Source organism: Mycobacterium sp. ACS1612, from assembly GCF_001667505.1.
Lineage (GTDB): Bacteria > Actinomycetota > Actinomycetes > Mycobacteriales > Mycobacteriaceae > Mycobacterium.
Map to the genome: position 1 here is coordinate 136128 of NZ_LZHZ01000067.1, position 15582 is coordinate 151709.

Consider the following 15582-nt stretch of genomic DNA (forward strand, 5'->3'; position numbering starts at 1 on the left):
TGAGGACTCAAATCGGCTGTTTGGACGGTGCGGCATGACAGCGGCTTTCGACGAGGAGCGTCTTCGGCACTGGCTGGTCGACTACCTCGTGACGAATATCGGTTGCAGTCCCGACGACATCGACCTCGACGCGTCGATGAACGATCTGGGTGTGGGCTCGCGAGACGCGGTCGTGCTTGCCGGTGAGCTGTCGGAGCTGGTGGGCCGACAAATCTCACCCGTAGAGTTTTGGCAACATCCGAGAATTGGCGAACTGGCGGAGTTTCTCAGCGGTTCCGAGGCCGACACCGACGCCGGGCTGGTGCTCGAGCACGACCGAGGCAGCGGCGACGAGCCGATCGCGGTAATCGGTCTGGGATGTCGTTTGCCAGGCGCAATCGCGGGGCCCGAGGCATTGTGGCAGTTCCTGCGCGAGGGGCGCTCCGCGGTGGACGAGGTGCCGCCGGACCGGTGGGCGCCGTACGACGATGGCTCTCCCGCGGTGGCCGCAGCACTGTCGCAGACCACGCGCTGGGGATCGTTCTTGAGCGACATCGACGCCTTCGACGCGGAATTCTTCGACATCTCTCGTCGCGAAGCGGCGAAGATGGACCCCCAGCAGCGTCTGCTGCTCGAAGTAGCTTGGGAAGCGTTGGAGCATACCGGGATCCGTGCGAGTTCACTGCGCCGCTCGCAAACGGGAGTCTACGTCGGCGCCAGTATCACAGAGTACGGATACCTCGCGTCCACTGATCTGCCGAATGTTGATGCATGGAGTAATCCCGGCGGTGCACTGAGCATCATCGCCAATCGGCTGTCGTATTTTCTGGATCTGCGTGGCCCGTCCGTCACGGTGGACACTGCTTGTTCGTCGTCATTGGTCGCACTGCATCTGGCGTGCCAGGGCCTACGGATGCATGACTCGGATATGGCCATTGCAGCGGGCGTAAACCTGCTGATGTCGCCTGCAGTATTTCGTGGTTTCGACCAATCCGGTGCGTTGTCGCCGACCGGTGCGTGTCATGCGTTCGACGCGGAGGCTGACGGGTTCGTCCGCGGTGAGGGCTGCGGGGTAGTGGTCCTCAAGCGGCTGAGTGATGCAGTGCGCGACGGTGACCGGCTTCTGGCGGTGGTACGGGGTTCAGCGGTCAACCAGGACGGCCGGTCCAACGGCCTGTTGGCTCCTAATCCAGCCGCTCAGATGGCGGTGTTGCGCGCGGCTTACACCAACGCTGGGGTGCCGCCGCATGAAGTCGATTATGTCGAAACCCATGGGACCGGCACTAATCTCGGGGATCCCATCGAGGCGCGTGCCCTCGGCACGGTCTTGGGCCGTGGGCGTGCGGAGCAGTCGCCGCTGCTGATTGGTGCGATCAAGTCGAATCTGGGTCATCTCGAGGCGGCGGCTGGCATCGTGGGTTTCATCAAGGCGGTGTTGGCGGTCGAGCGCGCAAGTATCCCGGCGAACCTGCACTTCCATACCCCAAATCCGCACATTGCTTTCGACCAAATGCGGCTGAAAGTAGTTGCGGAGCAACAGGAGTGGCCGCCTACGCGGCGGCCGCGGCGGGCGGGAGTGTCCTCATTCGGGTTCGGCGGCACCAACGCGCATGTGGTGATCGAGCAGGCTCCTACTTCCGTACCTGTTATCCGCGAGTCCGATCCGGCGGTGACCACGTTGGTGGTGTCAGGTAAATCACCGGAGCGCATTGCGTCGATGGCCGCATCGCTGGCGGAGTGGATGGCTGGAGCTGGTGCGGAGGTGCCGTTGCCCGACGTGGCTCACACTCTCAATCACCACCGGGATCGCCATGCGCAGTTCGCCACTGTGTGCGCCCGCGATCGCGCCGAAGCAGTGACGGGATTGCAGGCGCTGGCCGCCGGCCGATCGGCCGACGGAGTGGTGGGCCCGCATGAGGGATCGTGTCGCGCAGGCACGGTGTTCCTGTACTCGGGTCAGGGATCTCATTGGGCGGGCATGGGGCGGCAATTGCTCGCCGATGAGCCAGTGTTCGCCGCGGCGATCGCAGAATTGGAGCCGGTATTTGTTGAACAAGTGGGGTTTTCGCTGCAGCGGGTGATCGCCGAGGGTGCGCCGGTGAGCGGCGACGCGCGGGTCCAGCCAGTGCTGATGGGGTTGCAACTGGCGCTGACCGAATTGTGGCGCTCCTACGGGGTGCATCCCGATGCAGTGATCGGACATTCGATGGGTGAGGTCTCCGCGGCGGTGGTGGCTGGGGCGCTGAACGTGGCCGACGGCTTGCGGGTGATCGCTACCCGATCCCGCGTCATGTCGCAGCTCACGGGGCAAGGCGCGGTGGCACTACTCAAACTGGACGCCGAGGCCACCGCGACGTTGATCGCAGACTTTCCCGGAGTCAGTCTCGCGGGTTATTTGTCCCCGCGGCAGACCGTGATTGCCGGGCCCGTGGCGCCGGTCGAGGCGGTGATCGCGGCGGTGAGCGCCCAGAACCGTTTTGCTCGGCGGGTCAACATGGAGGTGGCCTCGCATACCGCTTTGATGGATCCGATTCTGCCCGAATTACGTTCGGCACTGGAGGATCTGACCCCGGACATCGTCACCATTCCGTTCTTTTCCACCGTCGCCGAGGCCACCGTGCCGATGCTGGACGCCGAGTATTGGGCCGCCAATGTGCGCCAACCCGCGCGGGTGAGCCAGGCCATCATGGCAGCCGCAGAAGAGCATGCCACCTTTATCGAGATCAGCGCTCATCCGATTCTGGCGCACGCGGTCAGCGACACGCTGGAGACGGTGACCCATCACCACAGTCTGGGGACGCTGTTGCGCGACGGTGATGACACGGTGAGCTTCCACACCAATCTGAACAGGATCCACACGAGCCATCCGCCACAGATTCCGCATCCGCACGAACCGCACCCGGTGCTCCCGACCACTCCATGGCATCACTCCCGGCACTGGTTCAGTCCGACATCGCCGGATTCGGCCAAACGTAACGAGCGGAATGGCGATTCGGGTGTACCGACCGGTAAAGGCGTTCCCGCGGAGTGGTATTGCGAGCTAACCTGGCCAGCTCGTCGGTTGCCCGATGCGCAGACCAACGTAGACAGTTGGTGGCTGGTATTCGGCGACCCCGGACTCGGTGCGGAGATAGGTCGTGTGCTTGGTGACGATTCCCGGGTGACAGTGCTGCCGCCGTCGATGGTGGCCGAACACACCGATAAGACTGCGCTTGCGAAGGCCCTCGCTGGAGTGACCCATGTGCTTTACGCGCCCCAACTGTCGACGTCTGGCTATTTCGACGCTGAACTTGGATATGGCGTGTTCAATTCTGCGCGACGGCTGATGGCAGCGGTGGCCGCGACGTCGTTGCCACCGCGGCTGTATCTACTCACGCGCAACGGTCAGCCGGTACATGAAGGCGATCGGGCCAATCCCGCTCATGCGGTGTTGTGGGGTTTGGGTCGCACGGCGGCACTGGAGCATCCGGAAATATGGGGCGGCATCATCGATGTCGACGCGTCGGTGCCCGAGGGGGTAGCCGCCCGGTATGTGCTGGATGAGGCTGGCGGTGGAGACGAGGATCAGGTCGTTTATCGGGCCGGGACCCGGCGTGTCCCGCGGCTGGGAAAGGGCCTTCCGCCATCGACCAGCCCGGTTGAACTCGACAAGGACAGCAGCCATCTAGTCATCGGCGCGACCGGCAATATCGGCCCGCATCTCATCCGGCAGCTCGCTGACATGGGCGCCGGCACCGTTGTTGCGGTGTCACGCAATCCGGGCTCGCGTCTCGATGAGTTGGCTGCCAGGTTGGCCGCGGCCGGTACGACGTTGGTGACTGTGGCCGCCGATGCGGCGGATGAAAGCGCAATGAACACACTGTTCGACCGCTTCGGTACAGACCTTCCACCGCTGGCCGGTATCTACCTGGCCGCCTTCGGCGGCGGGCCGGTGACACTTCGCGATATGACCGACGACGACGTCGCCGCTATGTTCCGACCGAAACTGAATGTGGCGGCGCTTGTGCACAAACTGTCACTGCGGCACTCAGTGCACCAGTTTGTGCTGTTCACCTCAATCTCCGGAGTGACCGGCTCCCGCTGGCTGGCCCACTACGCGGCGACTACCACTTTCCTGGACGCCTTCGCCTATGCGCGCCGAGCGGCCGGACTTTCGGCCACCGCGATCAACTGGGGCCTGTGGAAGTCGCTGACAGACATCCAATCCGACCAGGAACGCCAGGTGACCCTGGACTCGGGACTTCAGCCCATGCCCGACGAGGTCGCCATCCAAGCACTGGCGTCCCTCACCGGTAAAGACGCCCCCGTCCGCTCCACGATTGTCTCCGCGGACTGGAGCCGACTGGCCACCGCCTATCGCACCCGGGCAGCACTGCACATCGTGGATGACATGATGCCGACCGACGCGCAGAGCGACACTTCATCGGTGCTCAGAACCGAGTTCCGGGAAGCATTGCGCGACTGCGAACCGACGCGGCGCCACCGTCTTCTGGTTGATCATGTGACCGCGCAGGTTGCGGCAGCGATGGGATTGGCGTCGCCGCAGTTGCTCGATCCGTCGGCGGGTTTCTTCCAATCCGGGATGGATTCGCTGATGAGCGTGACACTTCAGCGGTCGCTCGGCGACAGCGTCGGCGAGGCGCTACCGGCGTCTGTCGTGTTCGACTATCCGACCGTCGACGCGCTCGTCGGCTACTTAGCCACAATTCTGCCCGAGCTGATTGAGGTTGCCGAAGACGACAGCGCTGACGACTACGAGGATCTCAGTGATGACGAGTTGCTGCAACAGCTTTCGGAGAGGCTGGGTTGAGCGCGATGACTGTTGCGCCGTCGGATCGTCGGGCGATCTTCGCTGAGGCACTTCGCAAGATTGATGATTTGAGTGCGCGTCTGGAGGTTGCCGAAAAGGGTGACGTCGAGCCGATCGCGGTGGTGGGGATGGGGTGTCGGTTTCCTGGTGGGGTGAGCACTCCGGCCCAGTTTTGGCGGTTGTTGCAGGACGGGGCCAGCGGCATCGTGCGGGTGCCGGCCGACCGCTGGGATGCCGATGCCCTCTACTGCGAGGATCACACGGTTGCGGGCACGATTTGTAGTCGGGAGGGGGGTTTTCTGACTTCGTGGCAGCCGGATGAATTCGATGCCGAGTTCTTCGGTATCTCGCCGCGTGAGGCGGCTGGGATGGATCCTCAGCATCGGTTGTTGCTCGAAGTGGCTTGGGAGGCATTGGAAAACGCCGGTATCACCGCGCAGGCGATCCGTGGGACACAGACCGCTGTCTTCGTCGGTTTGACGACCTATGACTATTCCTTGATCTACGTTGGAAGCTCGCGGCCGGAGGATGTTGACCCGTATGTCACGTTCGGGAATGCGGGGAATTTTGCTGCGGGGCGGTTGGCGTATTTCCTGGGTGTGCATGGTCCTGCGGTGGTGATTGATTCTGCGTGTTCGTCGTCGCTGGTGGCGATCCATTTGGCTTGTCAGAGTTTGCGTCGGCGGGAAAGTGATCAGGCGTTGGCTGCTGGGGTCAATCTGATCCTGAGTCCGGAAAACAGTATTGCGTGCTCGCTTTGGGGGATGTTGGCTCCTGACGGGCGCTGCAAAACTTTCGATGCCGACGCGGATGGTTACGTGCGTAGTGAGGGTGCCGGGGTGGTGGTGCTCAAGCGGCTCGGTGATGCGCTGCGTGACGGGGATTCGGTGTTGGCGGTGGTGCGTGGGTCGGCGGTCAATCAGGACGGTCCGAGCAGTGGGCAGACGGTGCCCAATGGTCCGGCCCAGCAGGCGGTGCTGCGTGCGGCGTTGGCGGCTTCGCGGCTAGAGCCGGGTGAGATCGATTATGTCGAGGCCCATGGTACCGGTACCGCGTTGGGTGATCCGATCGAACTGGACGCGTTGAGTCAGGTGTTCGCCGAACGCAATGGTGCGGCGCCGTTGGTGGTGGGGTCGGTCAAGACCAATTTGGGTCATTTGGAGTCGGCGGCCGGTATCGCTGGGTTCATCAAGACGGTGTTGAGCGTGCGTCATGGGCATATTCCGCAGCATTTGCATTTTAATCAGCTGACTCCGCATGCCAGTGCGGGCGTTTCGCGGTTCACCATCGCTGCGCAATCCATGCAGTGGCCGGCGGTGAGGCGGGCGCGTCGGGCGGGGGTGTCGTCGTTCGGGGTCAGTGGCACCAACGCCCATGTGGTGGTTGAGCAGGCCCCGACTCCCGAACCCGTTGCGGTGCAACCGGAGCCGGTGGTGAGCACACTGGTGGTTTCGGGCAAGAGTCCGGCACGGATCGCGTCGATGGCGGGGCTGTTGGCCGAGTGGGTGGCCGGCGAGGGCGCCGCGGTGGGGTTGGCCGATGTCGCCCACACGCTCAGTCATCACCGCACTCGGCACAAGTATTTCGCCGCGGTGTGTGCGCGGGATCGTGCTCAGGCGGTGGCCGGGTTGCGTGCTTTAGCGGCTGGTGAATCGGCGCCGGGAGTGGTCGATCCGCATGAGGGGCCACCCGGGTCGGGCACGGTGTTCGTGTATTCGGGTCAGGGTTCGCAGTGGCCGGGGATGGGTCGGCGGTTGTTGGCCGATGAGCCGGTGTTCGCCGCAGCGGTGGCCGAGTTGGAGCCGGTGTTTGTTGAGCGGGTGGGGTTTTCGCTGCAGCGGCTGCTCGCCATCGGTGCCCCGGTGTGCGGGGATGCGCAGGTGCAGCCGGTGATCATGGGGTTGCAGTTGGCGCTGACGGCGTTGTGGCGCTCGTATGGTGTGGAACCCGATGCGGTGATTGGGCATTCGATGGGGGAGGTGACCGCGGCGGTGGTGGCCGGGGCGTTGAGCCCGGCCGACGGTTTGTCGGTGATCGCCACTCGGTCGCGATTGATGTCGCGGCTGGCCGGTCAGGGCGCGGTGGGCCTGCTGGAAATGGACGCCGAGGCGACCACGGCGTTGATCGCCGACTTTCCTGAGGTGAGTTTGGCGGGCTACCTCTCGCCGCGGCAGACCGTGATCGCCGGGCCGGTGGTGTCGGTGGATGCGGTGATCGCCGCGGTGATGGCGCAGGAGCGGTTCGCGAGGCGGGTGAACATGGAAGTCGCCTCCCACACCGCGCTGATGGATCCCATCTTGGGTGAATTACGTTCGGCGCTGGCGGATCTGGCGCCCAAGGCCCCGACGATTCCGTTTCTGTCCACCATCACCGACACCACCACACCGGCCTTGGATGCCGCTTATTGGGTCGCCAACGTGCGCCAACCGGTGCGACTGCACCGAGCCATCGAAACGGCAGCGCAAAACCACGCCACCTTCATCGAAATCAGCCCACACCCCACACTCACCCACGCCATCTCCGAAACACTACAGACGACGTCTTCGATTGACAGCGTCCTGGTGACCCCGTCGGTGAAGCACAGCGAGGACGAAACACTGTTCTTCCACACACGGCTTGCTGCAGTTGGTGTGACGCCACCCGGTGGGGACAGCTGCCGACTCGTGGACGTTCCCCCGTCGCCCTGGCTGCATTCGAAGTATTGGGTCCAGGCTCCGTCGCCCACTCAGTGGATGCCAGAAACTCACCCACTGCTGGGGTTCCACGTTGACATGCCGTCGGGCCGAGACCATGTGTGGCAGGTGGAGATCGGAACCCCGACGATGGCGTGGCTGGCTGATCACGTGGATGGGCAGGCTGTTATGCCGATGGCCGGTTTTGCCGAGATGGCGTTGGCTGCCGGCTGCGAAGCTCTTGGCCTGCCTGCTGAGGCCGTCCGGGTCAACGAGCTCAAGGTTGAGCAAATGCCTGTCCTGGATCGTCAGACGCGGTTCACCACGCAGCTCACTCGAAGCAACGACGACGCGATTCACGTTGAGATTTATGCCAATCTCGCCGGCGGGAACTGGCGTCGATGTGCGGCGGCCAGCGTGGACGTCACGCACCGGGACCGTGCGGCCGAGAGGCCCGGGTCGCTGGCCAGCAGTAGTTCAGACACCGAAATCGTACTGCCTGAGCACATTGCGGACCATCCGGGCTACCGCATCCATCCGATGACACTCGCTGCGGCGCTGCAGAATCTCGCCGCCGCCGTACCAGATGAATCCCCGGGTGATTCGACCGATGCCGCATATCTGCCAGTGTCGTTGACGACGATGCGGGTGTTCGCGCATGTCGGTCGACGGGCCAGGTGCCGCACCGAGCTGGTGAATCTCGAGCATGAGGGTGGCAGCCTTCTTGGCCGGGTCACACTCCTGGACGACATCGGTACCCCGACCGCGGAACTCACCGGCATTCGGCTGCGGCGCACAGACCCCAGCATGGTGCCGCTACCCCTGGAGCAGAAGATCTTCAACACCGTATGGGCGGAGAGTTCGACTCCTGAAACCGGCGACGGGATGTCGGCTGCGCGTGCGGGGAGCTGGCTGCTGTTGACCGACGACGACCCCGAAACAACCGCATTGGCCGCGGAATTCACGGCCCGATTCAGCTCGGCCACCCGACGGGTCATCAGTGAAAGAATGTCCGACGAGTCGGCAGTTTCGGAAGCCGTGACGAAAACCGCAGCTGATTCGGAGCTTCCGCCGGTCGGCATGATTGTGTTCGTCGCAAAGCGTACGTTCGATGGCACCGACGCCGATGGTGCACTCCGGCGCGCACGCGAATTGGTCTGGACGATCTCGGTGGCGGCGCGCGCTGCTGCCGTCGGCCGGGTCGGGAAGGCGCCGCGGCTGTGGTTGGTGACCCGCAACGGTCTTACAGTTGCGGACGATGAGCCGGGCGATCCAGCGATCGGCGCTCTCAAAGGCGTCGTCCGTACCTGGCGTTTCCCAGGCGAATTGGCTCGCGTCCTCGCCGACGAGCCGGATCTAGACGCGACTCTCGTCGATCTGGATTCCGCGGATGACGTCGTCGCGGCGTTGATGAGGGAACTCGAGTCGCCGACGAGCGACGATGTGATCGCCTGGCGTGCAGGTCGCCGATACGCTGAACGACTGACGCGTGCGACGCTCGACACAGACAAGCATGACGCGGTCGTTCGCGCAGACAGCTCATACATCGTCACAGGGGGCCTCGGCGGCCTGGGCATGGTCGTCGCGCGCTGGCTCGTCGCCAACGGTGCGGGGCGGCTTGTTCTCAACGGGCGAACCGATCCCGGCGATGCTCAGCGCAGAGACCTCGCTGGCCTTGCGGCCAGTGCCGAAATCGTTTTTGTCCGTGGCGATATCGCTTCGCCGGAAGTAGCGGAGCGACTGGTCGCGGTCGCCGAAGAGACCGGACGGCCACTGCGCGGAGTCCTGCACTCCGCGGGTGTGCTCGACGACGGTCTGGTTGCCGCTGTGAGCAGGGAAGGCCTGGAACGGGTGTGGGCGGCCAAGGCGGCCGGCGCATTGCGGTTGCACCAAGCGACGGCCACTCGCCAACTCGACTGGTGGGTTGGATTCTCATCCATGGCAGCGCTTCTGGGTTTGCCGGGCCAACTTGCGTACGCCACCGCCAACGCATGGCTCGATGGCTTCGTTGCGTGGCGACGCGCATCGGGTCTGCCTGCTACCGCGATCAACTGGGGTCAGTGGTCGGACGTCGGGATCGGCCGCTCGCTGACGCTGAGTGTTCTAGACCCGATCACGCCTGGCGAAGGTATCGAAGCGCTCGAGTCGCTGCTGGGTCGCAACCTCACTCGGGTGGGCGTCGCACGCCTGCGTCTCGATCGCGCAGTCACTGTGACCCCCGAGTTCCGCGAACTCGGCTACTTCGAGAGGGTCGTCCCAGATGTGGACACTCTGAACGGCACGGAGCGCTCGACCGACCGATCCGAAGCGCCTGCGCGGGATTGGTCGCTGATGTCAGCCGAGGAGCTGTGCGCCGAGCTTCGAGTTGGGCTCCGGGCCATCCTGGCCCGCGAACTCCGCATGCCGGCATCAGCGGTCGACGTGAATCAGCCGTTCCCCGAGTTGGGACTCGATTCGATGATGGCGATGACGGTCCTACGAGAGACTCAGCAGTTAGTGGGCACCGACTTGTCGGCGAACATGTTGTTCAATCACCCGACCATCTCGTCACTGACCATGTACTTAGCGGAAATGCTTGCGCCAGAACAGGTGCCGCGGGACGACGCCGATCGGACTGTCGAGTCGGCAAGCAGTGTGTTGGATGAATTGTTCACCAGTGTGGAATCGACTTCAGTAGGTAGTGAGAGATGAAGACGATCTTCAACAGAGTTTCGGCCATGTCCGCCGACCAGCAGAGCGCGTTGAATGAGCAGTTCGTCAAGGCTTCCCGCATCGCGGCCGCGGAGCCAGTGGCGGTGGTGGGGATCGGCTGCCGTTTCCCCGGCGGTGTGGTTGGCCCGGAGGCATACTGGACATTCCTGGCCAACGGCGGGGATGCGATCAGTGAAATCCCGCCGGATCGCTGGAATGCCGACGAATTCTATGATCCGGACACGTTCGCGCCCGGCCGGATGTCGTCGAAATGGGGCGGTTTCATATCTGACGTCGGCGGTTTCGACGCTGATTTCTTCGGGATTTCCCCGCGTGAAGCCGAAGCGATGGACCCGCAGCAGCGGGTGATGTTGGAGGTCGCCTGGGAGGCGTTGGAGCACGCCGGGATCGCGCCGGATCAACTGGCCGGAACCCGCGCCGCAGTGATGATGGGTGTGTACTACACCGAATACCAAGGTATTTCGGCGGCCAACCCCGACAACATCGATGCCTACTCGGCAACTGGTAACGCTCACGCCGTCGCCGTCGGGCGTATCGCGTACCTGCTGGGGTTGCGTGGTCCGGCGATGGCCGTGGATTCGGCATGTTCGTCGTCGTTGGTCACCATTCATCTGGCCTGCCAGAGCCTGCGGCTGCGAGAGAGCGATCTGGCCCTGGCGGGCGGGGTCAGTCTCATATTGCGTCCCGAAACTCAGATCGCGATGGCTAAGTGGGGCATGTTGTCGCCCAGGGGCCGGTGTCACACCTTTGACGCCGGGGCGGACGGGTTCGTGCGGGGAGAGGGTGCCGGAATCGTGGTACTCAAGCGGCTCACCGACGCGATACGCGACGGGGACCAGGTCTTAGCGGTGGTTCGGGGCTCAGCAGTCAATCAGGACGGCCGCTCCAACGGTCTGACCGCGCCGAATACGATCGCGCAGCGGGACGTGATCACCCGGGCGTTGCGCAGCGCCGAGATAACCGGTAACTCGGTGAATTTCATTGAGGCGCACGGCACCGGCACCGCTTTGGGTGATCCGATCGAGTTCGAAGCGTTGGCAGATACCTACGGGCGCGGCGACGGTCCATGCGGGCTGGGCGCCGTGAAAACGAATATCGGCCATCTGGAGGCGGCCGCCGGGATTGCCGGATTCATCAAGGCCGCCCTGGCGGTGCAGCGAGCGCAGATTCCGCCGAACCTTCACTTCTCGCAATGGAATCCGGCGATCGACGCGGCGTCAACACGACTGTTCGTTCCCACCGACCTGATGCCCTGGCCCTCTTCCGAGGGTCCCCGGCGAGCTGCGGTGTCGTCGTTCGGACTAGGCGGGACGAACGCGCATGTGGTGCTCGAGCAGGGGCCGGATCCGGCGCCGTTGGAAAGCCCCGGTTCGGAGATCACCACCTTGGTGGTTTCCGGCAAATCGGACGAGCGGATCGCGGCGTGGGCGACGGTGCTGGCGGACTGGATTGAGGGCGCTGGGGCCGCGGTGCCGCTGGCCGAGGTTGCGTACACGCTCAATCATCACCGTCCGCGGCATGCCAGGTTGGCCGCGGTGTGTGCGGGTGGCCGCACGCAGGCGGTGGCCGGGTTGCGGGCGCTGGCCGAGGGGCGCCCGGCGCCAGGGGTGGTGGCACCACATCCGCACGTGCCTGGGCCCGGCACAGTATTTCTGTTTTCCGGTCAGGGCTCGCAGTGGCCCGGTATGGGTCGCGAGTTGTTGACCACGGAGCCGGCGTTTGCCGCGGCGGTCGCCGAGCTGGAGCCGGTGTTCGTCGAGCAGGTCGGGTTCTCGCTGCGACAAGTGCTGGCCTCCGCTGAGCCGGTGGAGGGTATCGCGCGTATCCAGCCGGTTTTGGTGGGTATGCAGTTGGCGTTGACCGCCTTGTGGCGCTCGTACGGGGTAGAACCCGATGCGGTAATCGGACATTCAATGGGGGAGGTGACCGCTGCGGTGGTGGCCGGGGCGCTGAGCCCGGCTGAGGGGCTGAAAGTGATCGCCACCAGGTCACGGCTGATGTCTCGGCTGGCCGGGCAAGGGGCGATGGCGCTGTTGGAACTGGACGTCGAGGCCACCGAGGCGCTGATTGTCGACTACCCGGATGTGACGGTGGCGGTATACGCCGCACCGCAGCAGACGGTGATCGCCGGACCGCCCGACCAGGTCGACCCGGTGATCGCCGTGGTGGACGCCCGGGGCCGATTGGCGCGGCGCATCGAGGTCGACGTGGCGTCGCATCACCCCACCGTCGATCCGATATTGCCCGAGTTACGAAGCGCGCTCGCCGATTTGGCACCGGGTGCGCCGAAGATCCCACTGATCACCACGGTCAGCCAAACCAACGGCGTGCCGCCGGCGTTTGATGCCGACTATTGGGCGGCCAATCTGCGCAAGCCGGTTCGGTTCAGCCACGCCGTGGCGGCGGCTGCGGAAAACCATGCTACGTTCATCGAGGTCAGCCCGCATCCGCTGCTCGTCCATGCCATAGGCGGGAACCTGGAGTCGGCCAGGCCGCGCGGCGATGTCCAGGTAGTGGCGACGTTGAACCGTGAGAACCCTGAAACACTCGCTTTCCACACCTATCTGGCCACGGTACGACCGCCATCCGCTGCGACCACGCAAACTGTCTGCAGCGCAAGCAGTTTCGCGGATATCCCACCGACACCGTGGCTGCATTCGAAGTACTGGACCGCATCTTCGTCCGCTAACCGACAGCCGGCCGATGTTCATCCGTTGCTGGGAATGCACGTTGAGATGCCATCCGGCCGCGATCATGTGTGGCAGGCGGATGTCGGAACCGAGGTCATCCCTTGGCTGGCGGACCACAAGGTGTATGGACAAGCCGTCATGCCCGCAACAGGCTTCGCCGAGATGGCGCTGGCGGCCGGAAGCGAAGCCCTTGGCTTGCCGGTAGAGGACGTGGCGGTGTACCGGGTCGAGGTCGAACAGATGCTTCGTCTAGAAGGCCGGACCCAGGTGACGACGCAGCTGATGCGAAGCGCAGACGACTCGGTGAACGACATTCGTATCGAGATTCATTCACGCTCGGCCGACGGCAATTGGCGTCGGCATGCGGTTGCAAGTGTCGAGGCAACGCAGCCCGGGATACCGCCTGAACGGATGAGTTCTGTCGACGAAGGCACCGTTGTATCGCCGGCAGATCTCTACGCCGGGCTGCGTCGCACCGGTTTGCATCACGGGCAGGCGTTTGCCGCGTTGACGCGAATCGTTCGAGTGCCCGGCGGTTCTTCGGAGGTGGAGATCGTCCTGCCCGATGAGGCCGCCCCGCACCGGAGTTATCGGGTACATCCGGTGATGCTCGATGCGGCACTGCAGGGCTTGGCTGCCGCCATGCCCGCCGAATCGTTGACAGATTCGAACGAGGCCACCTATCTGCCGGTCTCATTCGAGACGATACGGGTATTCGGCGATGTCGGTCGCCGGGCGCGATGCCGCGCCGAGTTGCTGAATCTCGATACCGACAGCACCGGCAAGGTGGGCCGCGCCATCCTGATGGATGACGCGGGAAATCCAACCGCTGAAATCACCGGAGTCTATTTGCAAAGGGTGCAACGCCGCACAGTGCCGTTGCCGCTGGCGCAGAAGATCTTCGAGACAACTTGGGTTCACACCTCGACGCAGATCAGTTCTGAGCCTTCGGCTGCATCTGATGGCAGCTGGTTGGTGTTGACCGATGGTGCCGAGACCGAGGAGATTGCCAACGATTTTATTGGCCGATTCGGCTCCCCGACCCGGCGAGTGATCAGCGCGGACATTTCGCGTGAGCCTGAGGTGCTGGAAGCCTTCGCCAAAACGGCGGCAGACCCTGACTTGCCGCCGGCCGGGGTGGTCGTGTTCGCCGGGCATCGCCCGTTCGACGGCACTGACTCTGATGACGCGCTGACACGAGGGCGCGAATTAATCTGGGCCATCTCGGCTACGGTGCGTGCGTTGATCGGGGGATGGCACGGGAAGTCGCCGCGGCTGTGGCTGGTGACCCGAAACGGACTGGTGGTGGACGGCGATGAGCCGGGAGATCCAACGATCGGTGCCCTTAAGGGGCTCGTCCGGGTCCTTGCCTACGAGCATCCGGATCTACACACCACCTTGCTTGATCTGGATATGACCGGCGATGCGCTTACGTCCTTGATCACCGAGCTGGGTTCGGCAGGTAAGGACGATGTGATCGCATGGCGCCAAGAGCACAGACATGTCGAACGACTATCGCGCGCGACGCTCGGTGCAGGTAAACAGGACCCGGTCGTTCGATCGGATGGCTCCTACGTCGTCACCGGCGGTCTGGGCGGTATCGGCTTAGTCGTTGCCCGCTGGCTCGTCGACCGCGGCGCCGGGCGCATTGTCCTGAACGGTCGATCCGAGCCCACCGATGAGCAGCGGACGGTCCTCGCAGAGCTGGAAGAACGCTCGCAGATCGCTGTCATCACTGGCGATATCTCCGCACCCGGAGTGGCCGAGCGACTCGTGACGGCCGCCGAAGAGACCGGGCTGGCCTTGCGGGGCATCGTGCACAGCGCAGCCGTGATCGACGATCAGATCGTCGCCGCCCTCAGCAGGGAGAGCCTGGAACGTGTCTGGGCGCCAAAGGCAGCCGGGGCCGTGCGTCTGCACGGTGCCACGGCGCGCCGACAGCTCGACTGGTGGGTTGGGTTCTCTTCGACGTCGTCCCTGCTGGGTTCGCCCGGGCAGGCAGCCTACGCCTGTGCGAGTGCGTGGCTCGATGCTTTGGTCGCGTGGCGACGCGCATCGGGTCTGCCTGCCACCACGATCAATTGGGGCCAGTGGTCCGACGTCGGCGTCGCTCGCTCATTGACCTTCAGTGCTCTCGACCCCATCACTCCTATCGAAGGCATAGAGGCCCTGGAGGCGGTGCTCGCCGGCGACATCGCCCGGGTGGGCGTCGCGCGCCTGCGCCTTGATCGCGGGGCGGCTGCATTTCCGGAGATCCAGCAACTCGGGTATTTCGCAACCCTCGCCGAGGAACTGGACGTCGACACCGACGACGACTGGCCGGGCCCCGATGCGCTTCGCGATATGGAAGCCGCCGAGGCCAACCGGGTCGTCACTGCGCGTCTGGGCGGACGCATCCTCGCGATCATGGGCTACTCGAAAGACAGCGCCATCGACGCGGACCAGCCGTTGACCGAACTGGGAATGGATTCCCTTATGGCCGTGCGGATCCGCAACACCGTTCGCGGCGATTTCGGTGTGGAACCGCCGGTGGCCCTGTTGTTGCAGGGTGCCTCACTTGCCGACCTGACGACCGATCTCCTCCGTCAACTCGGCCTGAGTGGGCACGACAACACCGAGAACGCGAACGATGTTCGCACCCGAGCCCAGCAGCGTGCCGCAGCGCGACAACGAGCCGCGGTGCGGCGAAAGGTAGGAAACCGAGCGTGACGAGCACCAG

Annotated in this window: 3 protein-coding genes; all 3 read left to right on the forward strand. The window is 64.3% G+C overall.

Annotated elements, in window-relative coordinates; all coding sequences use genetic code 11:
* Window positions 1-34 precede the first annotated feature (34 nt).
* From A5724_RS29165 to A5724_RS29175, 3 genes are read left to right on the forward strand one after another with little or no spacing between them, the layout of a single operon-like run.
* The gene (locus A5724_RS29165; RefSeq protein ID WP_067810499.1) at window positions 35-4789 is read left to right on the forward strand and encodes a type I polyketide synthase; all 4755 of its coding nucleotides are present in this window, start codon (window positions 35-37) and stop codon (window positions 4787-4789) included.
* Window positions 4790-4794: 5 nt separating this feature from the next.
* Entirely contained in the window at window positions 4795-10152 is a 5358-nt protein-coding gene (locus tag A5724_RS29170) for a type I polyketide synthase (RefSeq protein ID WP_067810501.1), read from the forward strand.
* Entirely contained in the window at window positions 10149-15572 is a 5424-nt protein-coding gene (locus A5724_RS29175; RefSeq protein WP_067810503.1) for a type I polyketide synthase, read from the forward strand. The genes A5724_RS29170 and A5724_RS29175 overlap by 4 nt, the downstream gene beginning before the upstream one ends.
* Window positions 15573-15582: the final 10 nt, after the last annotated feature.